The organism is Streptomyces sp. NPDC048659 (genome assembly GCF_040650575.1).
Taxonomy (GTDB): Bacteria; Actinomycetota; Actinomycetes; order Streptomycetales; family Streptomycetaceae; genus Streptomyces.
In genome coordinates this window covers 1-14,114 of the sequence record NZ_JBEZHM010000016.1, presented here as the reverse complement: position 1 = coordinate 14,114, position 14,114 = coordinate 1, and the positions used below count along the sequence as shown (strand labels likewise).

Annotated in this window: 13 protein-coding genes, 1 pseudogene and 1 riboswitch; of the genes and pseudogenes, 8 read left to right on the top strand and 6 right to left on the bottom strand. The window is 73.6% G+C overall.

The features are described from left to right. Window positions 1–76 precede the first annotated feature (76 nt). The 6 genes from shc (at window position 77) to AB0C99_RS14775 (ending at window position 6,131) form a co-directional block, all read left to right on the top strand. On the top strand, window positions 77–2,074 hold the full coding sequence (gene shc, locus AB0C99_RS14800; protein ID WP_362474661.1) for a squalene--hopene cyclase: 1,998 nt from the start codon (window positions 77–79) through the stop codon (window positions 2,072–2,074). After that, on the top strand, window positions 2,074–2,724 hold the full coding sequence (locus tag AB0C99_RS14795) for a 1-hydroxy-2-methyl-2-butenyl 4-diphosphate reductase (RefSeq protein ID WP_362474659.1): 651 nt from the start codon (window positions 2,074–2,076) through the stop codon (window positions 2,722–2,724). Before shc ends, AB0C99_RS14795 begins: the two co-directional genes overlap by 1 nt. Window positions 2,725–2,731: 7 nt before the next feature. Next, on the top strand, window positions 2,732–3,751 hold the full coding sequence (gene hpnH / locus AB0C99_RS14790) for an adenosyl-hopene transferase HpnH (protein WP_362474656.1): 1,020 nt from the start codon (window positions 2,732–2,734) through the stop codon (window positions 3,749–3,751). Between the two features lie 88 nt (window positions 3,752–3,839). Continuing rightward, window positions 3,840–5,207 carry an aspartate aminotransferase family protein gene (locus AB0C99_RS14785; RefSeq protein WP_362474989.1) on the top strand — a complete coding sequence of 456 codons (1,368 nt, stop codon included), beginning with the start codon at window positions 3,840–3,842 and terminating at the stop codon, window positions 5,205–5,207. Between the two features lie 88 nt (window positions 5,208–5,295). Then, window positions 5,296–5,925 carry a helix-turn-helix domain-containing protein gene (locus AB0C99_RS14780; RefSeq protein ID WP_362474653.1) on the top strand — a complete coding sequence of 210 codons (630 nt, stop codon included), beginning with the start codon at window positions 5,296–5,298 and terminating at the stop codon, window positions 5,923–5,925. Between the two features lie 44 nt (window positions 5,926–5,969). Next, complete coding sequence (locus AB0C99_RS14775; protein ID WP_362474650.1) at window positions 5,970–6,131, top strand: DUF6126 family protein; 162 nt, start codon at window positions 5,970–5,972, stop codon at window positions 6,129–6,131. A 22-nt stretch (window positions 6,132–6,153) separates the two neighbouring features. Here the strand turns inward: AB0C99_RS14775 and AB0C99_RS14770 are convergent, their stop codons facing one another. After that, entirely contained in the window at window positions 6,154–6,951 is a 798-nt protein-coding gene (locus AB0C99_RS14770) for a tyrosine-protein phosphatase (protein ID WP_362474647.1), read from the bottom strand. 372 nt (window positions 6,952–7,323) lie between these two features. Beyond that, window positions 7,324–7,474, top strand: a riboswitch (cyclic di-AMP (ydaO/yuaA leader). A gap of 4 nt (window positions 7,475–7,478) precedes the next feature. On the opposite strand from AB0C99_RS14770, the gene AB0C99_RS14765 reads away from it, so the two are divergent. Both AB0C99_RS14765 and AB0C99_RS14760 read left to right on the top strand, forming a co-directional pair. Beyond that, window positions 7,479–8,465 (top strand): LysM peptidoglycan-binding domain-containing M23 family metallopeptidase, encoded by a 987-nt coding sequence (locus AB0C99_RS14765; RefSeq protein ID WP_362474644.1) that lies wholly within the window; start codon window positions 7,479–7,481, stop codon window positions 8,463–8,465. A 162-nt stretch (window positions 8,466–8,627) separates the two neighbouring features. Continuing rightward, the gene (locus AB0C99_RS14760) at window positions 8,628–9,422 is read left to right on the top strand and encodes an SGNH/GDSL hydrolase family protein (protein ID WP_362474642.1); all 795 of its coding nucleotides are present in this window, start codon (window positions 8,628–8,630) and stop codon (window positions 9,420–9,422) included. On the opposite strand, the gene AB0C99_RS14755 is transcribed toward AB0C99_RS14760, so the two are convergent. The 5 genes and pseudogenes from AB0C99_RS14755 to AB0C99_RS14735 all read right to left on the bottom strand — a co-directional run. Beyond that, a complete protein-coding gene (locus tag AB0C99_RS14755; protein ID WP_362474639.1) occupies window positions 9,409–10,302 on the bottom strand; it encodes an STM4011 family radical SAM protein in 894 nt (297 codons plus the stop codon). The genes AB0C99_RS14760 and AB0C99_RS14755 overlap by 14 nt on opposite strands. An 11-nt stretch (window positions 10,303–10,313) precedes the next feature. After that, window positions 10,314–11,735, bottom strand: a complete 1,422-nt coding sequence (locus AB0C99_RS14750; protein ID WP_362474636.1) for an STM4012 family radical SAM protein — start codon at window positions 11,733–11,735, stop codon at window positions 10,314–10,316. Next, window positions 11,732–12,559 (bottom strand): STM4013/SEN3800 family hydrolase, encoded by an 828-nt coding sequence (locus AB0C99_RS14745; RefSeq protein WP_362474986.1) that lies wholly within the window; start codon window positions 12,557–12,559, stop codon window positions 11,732–11,734. Before AB0C99_RS14745 ends, AB0C99_RS14750 begins: the two co-directional genes overlap by 4 nt. Before the next feature lie 17 nt (window positions 12,560–12,576). Then, window positions 12,577–13,761, bottom strand: a complete 1,185-nt coding sequence (locus tag AB0C99_RS14740) for an STM4014 family protein (RefSeq protein WP_362474633.1) — start codon at window positions 13,759–13,761, stop codon at window positions 12,577–12,579. Then, window positions 13,758–14,114 (bottom strand): annotated as a pseudogene (locus AB0C99_RS14735) (leucine-rich repeat domain-containing protein); the annotation flags it as partial. The pseudogene AB0C99_RS14735 and the gene AB0C99_RS14740, both read right to left, overlap by 4 nt.

The window sequence follows — 14,114 nt, the reverse complement described above, 5'->3', positions numbered from 1 at the left end:
CGGCCGACGGCAGACCCGAAGAAGCAGATCAACGCGGAAGTACGCCGAAGTACACCGACTGCACGAAGGGGAAGCCATGACAGCGACGACCGACGGAAGCGCCGGGGCCGTGGGACCCCGGGCAGCCGCGGCCAGCGACACCACAGCACCGGCCGACCGCGCCGGGGCCGAGGCCCTCGAAGCCTCCGCCGCCGAGGCCGCGGAACGCTCCGTACGCCACCTCCTCGGCCGCCAGGACCCCGAAGGCTGGTGGAAGGGCGACCTGGAGACCAACGTCTCCATGGACGCCGAGGACCTCCTGCTCCGCCGCTTCCTCGGCATCCTCGACCCGGAGACCACCCGCGCCGCGGCCCTCTTCATCCGGGGCGAGCAGCGCGAGGACGGCACCTGGAGCACCTTCTACGGGGGGCCCGGCGAGCTCTCCGTCACCATCGAGGCGTACGTCGCCCTGCGCCTGGCCGGGGACCTGCCCGAGGCCCCGCACATGGCGCGCGCCGCCGCCTGGGTCCGCGAGCGCGGCGGCATCGCCGAGGCCCGGGTCTTCACCCGGATCTGGCTGGCGCTGTTCGGCTGGTGGCGCTGGGACGACCTGCCCGAGCTGCCGCCCGAACTGATCTTCCTGCCCTCCTGGTTCCCGCTCAACATCTACGACTTCGGCTGCTGGGCCCGGCAGACGATCGTCCCGCTGACCGTGGTCTCCGCCAAGCGCCCGGTGCGGCCCGCGCCCTTCCCGCTCGACGAGCTGCACGCCGACCCGGACCGGCCCCGCCCGCCGAGCCCCCTGTCCCCGCTGGCCAGTTGGGACGGCTTCTTCCAGCGCCTGGACATGGGGCTGCACCACTACCGCAAGGTCGCGCCGCGGTGGCTGCGGCGGAACGCCATGGCCGCCGCCGCCCGCTGGATCCTGGAACGCCAGGAGGACGACGGCTGCTGGGGCGGCATCCAGCCGCCCGCCGTCTACTCGGTGATCGCCCTGCACCTGCTCGGCTACGACCTGGACCACCCGGTGATGAGGGCGGGCCTGGAGTCGCTGGACCGCTTCGCCGTCTGGCGCGAGGACGGCGCCCGGATGATCGAAGCCTGCCAGTCGCCGGTCTGGGACACCTGCCTCGCCACCATCGCCCTCGCCGACGCCGGGCTGGCCCCGGACCACCCGGCGCTGGTCAGCGCGGCCGACTGGATGCTCGGCGAGGAGATCGTGCGCACCGGCGACTGGGCGGTGCGGCGGCCCGGACTGCCGCCCGGCGGCTGGGCGTTCGAGTTCCACAACGACAACTACCCGGACATCGACGACACCGCCGAGGTGATCCTGGCGCTGCGCCGGGTCAAGCACCCCGACCCCGGGCGGGTGGACGCGGCGGTGGCGCGGGCCGGCCGCTGGACGGTCGGCATGCAGTCGCGCAACGGGGCCTGGGGCGCCTTCGACGCCGACAACACCAGCCCCTTCCCCAACCGGCTGCCGTTCTGCGACTTCGGCGAGGTCATCGACCCGCCGTCGGCCGACGTCACCGCCCACGTGGTGGAGATGATGGCGTACGAGGGGAAGGCCGGGCACCCGCGCGCCCGCCGCGGCATCGAGTGGCTGCTGGCCGAACAGGAGCCGGGCGGAGCCTGGTTCGGCCGCTGGGGCGTCAACTACGTCTACGGGACGGGCTCGGTGGTGCCCGCCCTCACCGCCGCCGGGCTGCCGGGCGGCCACCCGGCGATCCGGCGGGCGGTGGGCTGGCTGGAGTCGGTGCAGAACGAGGACGGCGGCTGGGGCGAGGACCTGCGCTCCTACACCGAGCGGCAGTGGGTCGGGCACGGCACCTCCACCGCCTCGCAGACCGCCTGGGCGCTGATCGCGCTGCTCGCGGCGGGCGAGCGGGAGTCGGAGGCCGTCCGGCGGGGCGTCGCCTGGCTGGTCGGCACCCAGCGGGAGGACGGCTCCTGGGACGAGCCGTACTTCACCGGCACCGGCTTCCCCTGGGACTTCTCGATCAACTACCACCTGTACCGGCAGGTCTTCCCGCTCACCGCGCTCGGCCGCTACGTGCACGGGGAGCCGGTGCTGTACGGCCCCGGGAGCGCCTGATGGGCCGGGAGCCGGTGCCGCCGCTGCTGATCGCCTGCGCGCTCGGCATCGAGCAGCTCGCGCTGCGCAGCGGCGTCCGGGGCGCCGGGCGGGCCGGGGCGCCCGCCCCGGTGACCGTGGTGCGCACCGGGATGGGCCCGGCGCACGCGCGCCGGACCGTCTCCCGGACGCTGGAGCGGGCGGAGTGGCGGGACGCGGCCGTCATCGCCTCCGGCTTCTGCGCGGGGCTTGAGCCCGGGATGCACCCCGGCGACCTGATCGTCGCCGACGAGACGCGCGGGCCCGACGGGGTCACCCCCTGCGTGGGCACCGAGCTGCTGGTGAAGGCGCTCGCCCGCGCGGTGCCGGGGCGCACCGTGCACACCGGCCCGCTGACCGGCTCCGACCACGTGGTGCGGGGCCCCGAGCGGGCGGCGCTGCGGGCCTGCGGGGCGCTCGCCGTGGACATGGAGTCCGCCGCCACCCTGCGGACGGCGGTGACGGCCGGTCCCCGCCCGGTTGCGGCCGTACGGGTGGTCGTGGACGCTCCAGAACATGAACTGGTCCGGATCGGCACGGTACGCGGTGGAATATCGGCTTTCCGTGTTCTTCGTGCCGTCCTTCCCGCATTCTTCGAATGGCACCGTTCTTTGCTGCTCCCCAGGAGGTGAACGAGTTATGGCCATGCCGCTCCGTCAGTCCATCCGGGTCGGGACCTACCTCTTCGAACAGAAGCTCCGCAAGCGGGAGAAGTTCCCGCTGATCGTCGAGCTGGAGCCGTTGTTCGCCTGCAACCTCAAGTGCGAGGGCTGCGGCAAGATCCAGCACCCGGCCGGGGTGCTCAAGCAGCGCATGCCCGTCGCCCAGGCGGTCGGCGCCGTCCTGGAGTCCGGGGCGCCGATGGTCTCCATCGCCGGCGGCGAACCGCTGATGCACCCTCAGATCCACGAGATCGTGCGCCAGTTGGTGGCCAAGCGCAAGTACGTCTTCCTCTGCACCAACGCGATGCTGCTGCGGAAGAAGCTGGAGAACTTCACCCCCTCCCCGTACTTCGCCTTCGCGGTCCACATCGACGGGCTGCGCGAGCGGCACGACGAGTCCGTCGCCAAGGAGGGCGTGTTCGACGAGGCGGTGGCGGCGATCAAGGAGGCCAAGCGGCGCGGCTTCCGGGTCACCACCAATTCGACCTTCTTCAACACCGACACCCCCCAGACGATCATCGAGGTGCTGAACTTCCTCAACGACGACCTCCAGGTCGACGAAATGATGATCTCGCCCGCGTACGCCTACGAGAAGGCGCCCGACCAGGAGCATTTCCTCGGGGTCGAGCAGACCAGGGAGCTCTTCAAGAAGGCGTTCGCAGGCGGAAACCGGCGCCGCTGGCGGCTCAACCACTCGCCGCTCTTCCTGGATTTCCTGGAGGGCAAGGCCGATTTCCCCTGCACGGCCTGGGCGATCCCGAACTACTCCCTCTTCGGGTGGCAGCGCCCCTGCTATCTGATGAGCGACGGCTACGTCCCCACGTACCGGCAGCTCATCGAAGAGACCGACTGGGATGCGTACGGGCGCGGAAAGGACCCCCGCTGCGCCAACTGCATGGCGCACTGCGGCTACGAACCCACCGCCGTCCTCGCCACCATGGGCTCGCTCAAGGAGTCCCTGCGCGCGGTCCGCGAGACCGTCAACGGGAACGGGTGAGCCGGTCGTGACGGCAGAGGCGGCAGGCCCGGGCGGGGCCGGTGGGGCCGGTGGTGCGGGCGGGACCGGCGGTGCGGGCGGCTTCGATCTGCGGGCGCTGCTCGCCGAGCGCGGCGGCGAGCGGTACGAGCTGCACGCCCGCCACCTCAACCACCAGCTCCCGCGGATGCTCCACACCATCGGCTTCGACAAGGTGTACGAGCGGGCCGAGGGGGCGCACTTCTGGGACGCGGACGGTGCCGACCACCTGGACATGCTCGCCGGCTTCGGCGTCATGGGCCTGGGCCGGCACCACCCGGTCGTCCGCCGGGCGCTGCACGACGTCCTCGACGCCGGGCTCGCCGACCTCACCCGCTTCGACTGCCCGCCGCTGCCCGGGCTGCTCGCCGAGCGGCTGCTGGCCCACAGCCCGCATCTGGACCGGGTCTTCTTCGGCAACAGCGGCACCGAGGCGGTGGAGACCGCGCTCAAGTTCGCCCGCTTCGCCACCGGGCGGCCCAGGGTCGTCTACTGCGCCCACGCCTTCCACGGGCTGACCACCGGCTCGCTCTCGGTCAACGGCGAGGACGGCTTCCGGGACGGCTTCGCCCCGCTGCTGCCCGACACGCCGATCGCGCTCGGCGACCTCGACGCCCTGGAGCGCGAGCTCCGCAAGGGCGACGTGGCCGCCTTCGTGGTGGAGCCGATTCAGGGCAAGGGCGTGCACGAGGCCCCGCCGGGCTTCCTGCGGGCCGCCCAGGAGCTGCTGCACCGGCACGGCGCGCTGCTGATCGCCGACGAGGTGCAGACCGGCCTCGGCCGGACCGGCGACTTCTACGCCTACCAGCACGAGGAGGGTGTCGAGCCGGACCTGGTCTGCGTCGCCAAGGCGCTCTCCGGCGGCTACGTGCCGGTCGGCGCCACCCTCGGCAAGGACTGGATCTTCAAGAAGGTCTACTCGTCCATGGACCGGGTGCTGGTCCACTCGGCCAGCTTCGGCTCCAACGCGCAGGCCATGGCCGCCGGGCTCGCCGTCCTCTCGGTCATGGAGAGCGAGGGCACCGTCGCCCACGTGCGGCGGACCGGCGACCTGCTCGCCTCCCGGCTGCGCGAGCTGGTCCCGCGCTACGAGCTGCTGAAGGAGATCCGGGGCCGCGGGCTGATGATCGGCATCGAGTTCGGCCGGCCCTCCTCGCTGGGCCTGCGCAGCCGCTGGACCATGCTCCAGGCGGCCCGCAAGGGACTCTTCGCCCAGATGGTCGTGGTCCCGCTGCTCCAGCGCCACCGGATCCTCACCCAGGTCTCCGGGGACCACCTGGAGGTGATCAAGCTGATTCCGCCGCTGGTGATCGACGAGGCCGACGTGGACCGGTTCGTGACCGCCTTCACGGCGGTCATGGACGACGCCCACGGCGGCGGCGGGCTGCTGTGGGACTTCGGGAAGACGCTGGTCAAGCAGGCGGTCGCCCAGCGCTGACCGGAACGGGGCCGGGGAGGGCCCGGACGGTTTTTGCCTCTGGGGCAAGAAACTTGCCTCAGAGGCACGAAGCTGGCGCAATGGACGCATGGACCACGTCCCCGGGGAAGCCTCCCCGGACCTCGCCGCCCCCGACCTCCTGCCGGACGTCGCCCCGCAGCTGCGGGCCCTGCGCCGCCGCCGGGGGCTCACCCTGGAGGCCGCGGCCCAGCGGGCCGGGCTCTCGCCCGCCCACCTGTCCCGCCTGGAGACGGGGAACCGGCAGCCCTCGCTGCCGATGCTGCTCGCCCTGTCCCGTATCTACGGTACGACGGTCTCGGAGCTGCTGGGGGAGACCCCGCCCGGACACGACCCCGTCGTCCGCGCCGGACGCTCCGACCCGGTCGAGGCCGACGGCTGGGTCTACCGCCAGGCCGGCGGCGCCGGGCGCGCCCTCCAGTGCCTGCGGGTCCACGTGCCCTACGCCACCCGGGCCGACATCGTGCGGGTCCACCCCGGCGAGGAGTGGATCCACGTCCTGGAGGGCCGGGTGCGCCTCGCGCTCGGCGACGCCGTGCACGTCCTCGATCCCGGGGACAGCGCGCACTTCGACTCGCTCGTCCCGCACCGGATCGGCGCCGCCACCCGCGCCGGGGCCGAGCTGCTCTTCGTCCACACCCTGATGCAGAGTCCCGTCGCCGAGCTGTGCCTCGGCGACGGCACCCCGCACCGCCGCTGACCCCCCCGTATCCGAGCGTGTACCCGACCGTGGAAAGGACCGACATGTCCGAGCTTCCTGCGCACTCCGTACCGGACACCGGCGAGGAGCGGGGCAACGGCAAGTTCCCCAAGGGGCTGGTGCTCCGCCTGTTCGCCTACCTCATCGCCGGTCACCTCTTCGCCGGCTTCCTCTACCTGCTGTTCGCGATGGGCGGCAAGCAGTAGGCGAGGGGCGGGCGAGCGGGGGCTACGCCTCGGCGAGCAGCCGCTCGCGCAGCCGGTCCCGGGTCTCCGGGGCCAGCCGCAGCCCCTCGGACAGGTAGTTCTCCACCGAGCCCCAGGTCTCCTCGATGGTCGCGAAGGCGGCCCGCAGGTACTCGACGCGCGCGTCGAAGAGGGGGCTCAGCAGCTCCATCACCTCCGGGGACATCGCGTCCGCGGCCTCGGACTCGCGCCGCACCTTGTAGCGGCGGTGCGGCTCGTTCGACTTCACGTAGTCCGCCTCGATCGCCTCGCGCTCCACGCCCAGGGCGAGCAGCGTGATCGCGATCGACAGCCCGGCCCGGTCCTTGCCGGCGGCACAGTGCATCAGGGCCGGGACGCTCTCCTCGGCCATGTCGTGCAGGATCCGGCTGTGCTCCGCCGTCCGCTCCACGATCATCTTCTGGTACGACTCGGACATCCGGGCCGCCGCCTTGCCGTCGCCCAGGATCCCGGCGAGCTGCGTCAGGTCGCCGGTCTGCACCAGCTTCCAGAACTCCTTGCCGTCGGCCGGGTCGTTGAGCGGTATGTTCACGTTCCGCACGCCCGGCAGCTCGACGTCCGCGCCCTCCATCCGCCGGTCGGCCTCGTTGCGGAAGTCGAAGACGGTGTGCAGCCCGAGGGCGGCGAGGAACTCCGCGTCCTCCGCCGTGGCGTGCGCCAGGTGACCGCTGCGGAAGAGGCGCCCGGCGCGCACGCTCCGGCCGTCCACCGTCGGCAGCCCGCCGAGGTCGCGGAAGTTACGTACGCCGGTCAGCTCGGGCTCGGTCGTCGCGTGGGTCACGGAAGCTCCTGGTCGTGAGATCGGTTCCTGAGGCAATCATCCAGGTGAGAGACCCGGACCGCACCCCCTCTGACGGGAATGCGCGATCTGTCCGAATTAGGACTTAAGGCATAACGCGCCCTGATAGCGGGGGAGATGGTCTCCGGTGCGTGAGCAGCGTCATACACGTGACGGACCGTGGCGGGGCAACCTTTCCGAATTCCCTTGTGGAAAGGGAAATCGAGGGACCGTCATCCACGGAGGGTGACCGCGATTCCGGCCGTAAAAGCTGTCCGTACGCACATTCCTGAAAAGCGCGGCTTGTTAGGGCCCCGCCGCCTCGTCTAGCGTCGCGCTCAATCCGGACGGACCGCCCAATCCTGCCGCCGACCGGAATCCCCATCACCCGTACCAGGCAGGAGCGGGGGACCCAGGTAGTACGCCGGCCCCTCAAGGACGGCTCGGGGTGAAGCCACGCGACAGCGCGGCCGGACAGCTCCAGTCCGAACCCGACAGCTCACCTCGCAGGCGACGGAGAGGAATCCGCCATGCCCGCGAAGGGTAAGCACCGCCGTCCCAAGGCCAATCCGATCACCCGCGGGTTCGTCGCCGCCGGCACCGGCGGCGCCGTCGTCGCCCTGCCGCTGATCGGAGCGACCGGCGCCCACGCCGCCGAGCAGGCCGCCCCGGCCGCGAAGGCCCCGCAGGCCGTCGCCGTCGCCGTCGCCGCCAAGACCCCCGCCCAGGCCCCGGCCGCCGCGCCCGCCGCGGCCGCGCCGAAGGCGTACACCGTCGTCCGCGGCGACTACCTGTCGAAGATCGCCGCCGAGCACCGGCTGGCCGGCGGCTGGCAGAAGCTCTACCGCGACAACAGCCAGGTCGTCGGCGAGGACCCCTCGCTGATCCTCCCCGGCATGAAGCTCACCCTCGGCGCCAAGAACCCCGCGAAGACCACCGCCAAGGCGGCGCCCGCGCCGAAGGCGGCCCCCGAGCGCACCACGAAGAGCGGCGGCGAGGACACCCGCGCCACGCGCGGCACCGAGCGCCCCGCCACGTCGGCCGCCTCGTCGTCGTCCTCGTCCTCGTCGTCTTCCTCTTCGTCGTCCGGGACGGGCCAGACCTCCTCCTCCGGCTGGGTCACCCCCATCGCGGGCGGCGGCGTCTCCACCCCGTACCGCGCCTCCGGCTCCATGTGGTCCTCCGGCTACCACACCGGTGTCGACTTCATCGCCTCCACCGGCACCACCGTCCGCGCGGTCGGCCCCGGCACCGTCTACTCCGCCGGCTGGGGCGGCGCCTACGGCAACCAGGTCGTCATCCAGCACGCCGACGGCACCTTCTCCCAGTACGGCCACCTCTCCTCGCTGTCCGTCTCCGCCGGCCAGACCGTCAGCGGCGGCCAGCAGATCGGCCTCTCCGGCGCGACCGGCAACGTCACCGGCCCGCACCTGCACTTCGAGATCCGCACCGGGCCGGAGTACGGCTCCGACATCGACCCGCTGGCCGTCCTGCGCCGGCACGGCGTCGGCGTCTGACCCGCCCCGCACCACGGATTCCACCCGGAGGCCCGGCACCCACGTGCCGGGCCTCCGGGCTATTCCGACTTGGGAGAATCTTTATCGGTGGCATATGTCACCCGCCGTCAACCCCTCCTTACGGTCGCGTAGGTCACATCGGTGAAGGAAAGATGTGCTCCCGTGGCAGACGATTCGAGAACACCAGACAAGAACGCATTCGGGTCGTACGCGGCGATCGGTGACAGCTTCACGGAGGGCGTCGGCGACCCCGGCCCCGACGGGACGTACGTCGGCTGGGCGGACCGGTTCGCGGTCCTGCTCGCGGACCAGCTGCCGGAGAACGACGCCTTCCGCTACGCCAACCTGGCGGTGCGGGGGCGCCTTCTGGACCAGATCGTCGCGGAGCAGGTCCCGAGGGCGAAGGAACTCGCCCCCGACCTGGTGACCTTCTGCGCCGGCGGCAACGACATCATCCGCCCCGGCACCGACCCCGACGACGTCGCCGAGCGCTTCGAGCGCGCCGTCGCGGACCTGACCTCCGCCGTCGGCACCGTGATGGTGACGACCGGCTTCGACACCCGCGACGTGCCGGTCCTCAAGCACCTGCGCGGGAAGATCGCCACCTACACCGCGCACGTGCGGGCCATCGCGGACCGCTACGACTGCCCGGTGCTCGACCTGTGGTCGCTGCGGTCGGTCCAGGACCGGCGCGCCTGGGACGACGACCGGCTCCACCTGTCGGCGGAGGGGCACACCCGGGTCGCGCTGCGCGCCGCCCAGGTCCTCGGCCTGCCGGTGCCGGCCGACCCGGACCAGGCGTGGCCGCCGCAGCCGCCGCGCGGCACCCTGGAGGTCCGCAAGGACGACATCCACTGGGCCAAGGAGTACCTGGTCCCGTGGATCGGGCGCAGGCTGCGCGGCGAGAGCTCCGGCGACCACGTCGAGGCCAAGCGCCCCGACCTCATGCCCCTGTAGGCACCCCCGGCGGGCCGGCCGGGATCCGCGCCCAGGGCGGGCCGGCCGGGATCCGCTCCAGGACCCCGCCGGCGAACACGTCGTACAGCGGCAGCGTCTCCAGGTGGACGTAGCCGATGTGGCAGTCGCAGACGCCGAGCGGGCAGGGGCGGGGGCGCAGCGCGGCCCGGTACGAGCCGTCGTACAGGTTGCCCAGCTCGGCCTTGACGAAGTGGCAGCGCCGCACCGTCCCGTCGCCGTCGACCGAGACGACCGACTCGCCGGTGCGGCAGGGCAGCCCGGCCGACCGGTGCGGCCGCCTGCTGTAAGGGAAGAGGGGGTCGAGGACCGTCCAGTCCCCGGCCTCCTCGTCGGTGTAGGTGTGGCCGTCCGCCGCGTTCACCCACAGATAGACCTCGGGCGGCAGCTCGGCCCGCAGCCGCCGCGCGGCGCCCAGGTGCTCCGGCAGGCCGACGATCCCGACGCTGAACCGGATCCCCCGCTCGGCGAGCGCCCGGCACTTGCCGAGGAACCGCTCGTACGGGGTCTGGCCCGGGTGGTAGGTGCACCACAGGGCCACCGTGTCCGGGTCGGCCTCGGCCAGCCACTCCGTGCGGCAGCTCAGATTGGTCTGGATCGCGACCCGCTCCACGTGCGGCAGCCGGGACAGCCCGACCAGCGCCCGCCGGTACCACGACCGCGTCAGGCCCTCGCCCCAGGGCGTGAACAGGATCCGCAGCCGGTCCTCCGTCCGCTCCGCCGCCCAGCCGGTGAAGCGCTCCAGCGCCGCCCGGTCCGCCGTCAGCGCCTCGCGGCTGTCCCGGCGCTTGGCGAAGGGGCAGTACGGGCAGTCGTAGTCGCAGGAGGCCAGCGGGCCCCGGTAGAGCAGGGTCAGATCCATTCCGGGCTCCGCTACTTCGCCTCGTACGCGGCCATCGCCGCCCGCACCGCCGGGGAGAACAGCTCGGGGCCCAGCCCGTCCGAGTACGCCAGGCCCTCGGGGGAGAGCCGGAGCAGCCCGGCCGGGGCGTCCGCGTCCAGCCAGCCCCGGGCCTCGAAGCGGGCCAGCTCGGCCGGGAAGTCGGCCTCGGGCGCGCCGCCGAAGCGGGCCGCGTAGTCGGCGGTCTCCATGCCCCGGGCCTGGAGCAGCGACTGGAGCAGATGGCGGCGGCGGGCCTCGTCCGGGTCGGTGCGGCGGCCCACCTCGGCGCGCGAGAAGTCCGGCGCCTCCGTGTACGCGTCGATGATCGAGCGGATCTCGCGGGTGCCCACCGCGTAGTCGAAGGAGTAGTGCAGCCGCGAGGTGTACGAGCGGGCGCCGCAGCCCAGGCCGATCATGCCGTCCGTCTGGCAGGCGTGGTCCTCGGGGCCGAGGGCGGGCGCGTCCGCGCGCCGGAACATGCGCATCGACACCTGCTCGTAGCCCTGCGCCAGCAGATGATCCCGGCCGTACCGGTAGAGCCGCAGCCGCTGCGCGTCCCACTCCAGGTCCGCGTCCTGACCCGGGCCCAGCCGGCCCAGACCGGTGAGCGGGCGGACGTACAGCGGGTAGAGGTAGAGCTCCTCGGGCCGCCAGGCGAGCGCCGCGTCGAGGGACTGGCGCCAGGTCTCCTCGGTCTGGCCGTCGATGCCGTAGATCAGGTCGATGTTGAGGATCGGGACGCCGGTGTCCCGGATGCGCCCGAGGGCCGCCTCGACGTCGGAGCGGCGCTGCGGGCGCACCGCCGCCCGCGCCTCCCGCTCGACGAAGCTCTGCACGCCGATGCTCAGGCGGGTGGCGCCCCGCTCGGCGAGGACCGCGAGCCGGTCGGCGGTCGCCGTGCCCGGGGAGGTCTCCACCGACAGGGGCACGGCCCGCAGGTCCGCCCCCATCCGCAGCTCGGCGATGTCGCACAGCCGCGCCAGCTCGGCGGCGGTCAGATAGGTCGGCGTGCCCCCGCCGAACGCGGCGGTGGCGAACCGCACCGGCGCCGCGTCCCCCAGCGCCTCGCGCACCGCCACCGCCTGCCGCTCCAGCGCGTCGAGATAGCGGGTGGTCAGCTCGTCCGGGGCGCCGATCCGGGTGAAGAGGTTGCAGAAGCCGCAGCGGACCTCGCAGAACGGTATGTGCGCGTAGAGGGAGAGCGCGTCCTTCGGCTCGTCCGCCCAGAGCGCGGCGAGCGGGGGCCGCTCGGGCAGCGGGCGGTACGCGGTCTTGTGTGGGTACGCGTAGACGTAGCTGCGGTACGGGCGGGGCGTCGGGGCGACGCTAGGGGCCGGGGCCGGGGCCGGGGCCGGGGCCGGGGCCGGGGCCTGGGTCGGCGTCGCGGTGGCGGTCGGGGTCGTGCGGGTCATGCGGTGGTCTCCATGCTGTCCGGGCCAGGCAGGATGAAATGTGCATACGGCACATTCCATACGCTCTCATGGCCGAGGCGGTGCCCCGTGAACCCGTCGTCTCCGTACGCGGTCCCGTGGTCCGAGCAGACGATCGCGAAGCAGTCGCGGCGGCTGCTCATCGCCGCGAACAGGCGCCCGATGTGCCGGTCCACGTACTCCAGGGCGGCGGCGTGGGTCTCCCGGGAGTCGCCCGCCTCCCGGGTCGCGCCCGGCGTGTGGAACCAGTTGGGCTGGTGCAGGGCCGACACGTTCACGAACAGGAAGAGGCGCCGCTCGCGCGGGAGCGCGGCGACGACCTCCTCGGCGCGCTCCACCTGGGAGGCGAACGAGGTCGGCGAGGCGACCCCGAACGAGGGCTCCCAGTGGCTCTCCTGGAACAGCCCGGGCAGCACCGAGCCGAGCGGCGGGCGCCCGTTGAAGAAGCCGACGCCGCCCACGCACACGGTCCGGTAGCCCTCGTGGGCCAGCGCCGACACCAGGTCGGGCGTCTCCTGGAAGACGTACGTCCCGTCGGCGGTGGTCTCGCTGCCCGCGAACGAGGCCGCGAAGAGCCTCGGGTGCGGGCCCGGCGCCGCCGGGGTGGGCAGGAAGCCCGCGAAGATCGCCTGGTGGGAGGCGTAGGTGAAGCTGCCCGGCGCGTGCCGGAGCTCCCAGGCGCCGCCGGGCAGATGGCGGGCCAGGTTCGGGATCCGGCCCGCGGCGGCGAGCTCGGCCGCCACGTCGTACCGCAGCGTGTCGAGGGTCACGAGCAGCAGGTCGTGGCTGCCGACGATCCCGTTCATGTCCGGCGGGGGCGGGGTCACGGCGTGCTCGTTCCTGTGGGGAGGGCGGGGGAGGCGGGGGCGGTGTCGCTAGGGGTGGGCCCCGGGGTGCCGAAAAGGCCCAAGGTGCGCAGGAGCGCGGCGATCTGGGCGCCGTACGTGTCCAGGCCCTCCGCGCCGCTGCCCGGCAGGCCCCCGAGGCCGGGCAGCAGATCGCCGAAGGCGTTCACCTCGCCCACCGCGAACCGGCGCCAGCCGCTCCCGGGCAGCAGGTCCACCCCCACGCAGCGGGTCCCGGGGAAGGCCGCGGCGGCCCGCTCGCAGATCTCCAGCGCCTCCTCGAAACGGCCCCCCGCCGCCCGGATCGCGGCCCGCGCCGCGCCCAGGTCGCCCCGGGCGCCGCCCAGATGCAGGTTGGTCATGGGGGAGCGGCTGGTGCGCACGACGGCGTGGGTGGCCCGGCCGTCGACGACCACCACCCGCAGGTCGGCGGCGCGCCCGCCGAGCGTGGCCTTCGGCAGCCAGCGCTCCACGTGCAGCCCGTCCGGGGCGAGGGCGTCCACGACGGCCGCGACCTCCCGCTCGGTCGTGTAGCGGCGGACCCGCAGCGAGTTGTGCAGCCGCCCGTCCGCGCGCAGCTCCACCGAGGTGGTGGCCCGCACCCGGCCGGCGGCCGTGGTCTCCAGGGCCAGCACCCCGGAGGCCGAGGAGCCGTGCGCGAGCTTCACGAAGACCCGGCGCATCCCCGGGCCCTCCGTCAGCGCCCGCACGTCCGCCCAGCCGGTGACCGGCGGGGCCGCCGCCCCGGAGGTCGGCGCGGGCGGCACCGGGACCCCGGCGGCGCGCAGCCGGGCGTGCCCGAGCCGCTTGTCGAAGAGGACCGCGAGCTCCTCCGGGTCGCCGAGGAGCACCGCGCCGGCCGCCCGCGCCTCGACGGCGAGCCCCCGCACCGCCGCGGTGAAGCGGGCGTACCACCGGCCCGTGCCCTCGACGCGGGTCGGCTCCGGCGCGTCCCGCAGCAGCCGGTCCACCTCCGGCTCCTCGCCGGGGGAGTCGAGCCGCACCAGCTCCCCCGCGTACAGCCGGGCCCCGCCCCGCAGCACGTCGAGCCACGGCACCACGCGCGGCCGGGGCAGCCCGGCGGCGAGCGCCGCGTCCCGGAAGAGCCGCACCCGGCGCCCCTCCGGGTTGCCCACGACGACCAGGGGCGGGGCCGGGCTCATTCGGCGACCGCCACGTACCGGTAGAGCTCGCCGTCGCCGTCGTCCTCCGGCGTCTGCGCGTCGTCGAGGTCCACCACCACTCCGTGCGGCGCCAGCGCGGCGGTCAGCCGCTCGGCCACCTCCGGCGAGATGTAGTGGTGGGAGAGGCCCAGGCGGCGCAGGTGCGTCAGCGGCTGTCCGGCCAGCAGCGCCTCGGCGCCCTGGTCGCCGAGCACGCCCATGGAGAGGTCGAGCTCCTCCAGGCGGGCCACCACGGGCGCGCCCGCGACGGCCGCGGCGACCGCGTCCTGGATGTGGCTGTTGCGCAGCCCCAGCGAGCGCAGCGCGCTGGCCCTGGGCGCTGATCGGGGCCG

What these genes read in the sequence shown, in the direction of transcription:
- AB0C99_RS14765 (WP_362474644.1), top strand. Translation starts at nt 7,479, where the DNA reads ATGCCCGCGAAGGGTAAGCACCGCCGTCCCAAGGCCAATCCGATCACC.
- hpnH (WP_362474656.1), top strand. Translation starts at nt 2,732, where the DNA reads ATGGCCATGCCGCTCCGTCAGTCCATCCGGGTCGGGACCTACCTCTTC.
- AB0C99_RS14780 (WP_362474653.1), top strand. Translation starts at nt 5,296, where the DNA reads ATGGACCACGTCCCCGGGGAAGCCTCCCCGGACCTCGCCGCCCCCGAC.
- AB0C99_RS14750 (WP_362474636.1), bottom strand. Translation starts at nt 11,735, where the DNA reads ATGACCCGCACGACCCCGACCGCCACCGCGACGCCGACCCAGGCCCCG.
- AB0C99_RS14740 (WP_362474633.1), bottom strand. Translation starts at nt 13,761, where the DNA reads ATGAGCCCGGCCCCGCCCCTGGTCGTCGTGGGCAACCCGGAGGGGCGC.
- shc (WP_362474661.1), top strand. Translation starts at nt 77, where the DNA reads ATGACAGCGACGACCGACGGAAGCGCCGGGGCCGTGGGACCCCGGGCA.
- AB0C99_RS14755 (WP_362474639.1), bottom strand. Translation starts at nt 10,302, where the DNA reads ATGGATCTGACCCTGCTCTACCGGGGCCCGCTGGCCTCCTGCGACTAC.
- AB0C99_RS14795 (WP_362474659.1), top strand. Translation starts at nt 2,074, where the DNA reads ATGGGCCGGGAGCCGGTGCCGCCGCTGCTGATCGCCTGCGCGCTCGGC.
- AB0C99_RS14745 (WP_362474986.1), bottom strand. Translation starts at nt 12,559, where the DNA reads ATGAACGGGATCGTCGGCAGCCACGACCTGCTGCTCGTGACCCTCGAC.
- AB0C99_RS14775 (WP_362474650.1), top strand. Translation starts at nt 5,970, where the DNA reads ATGTCCGAGCTTCCTGCGCACTCCGTACCGGACACCGGCGAGGAGCGG.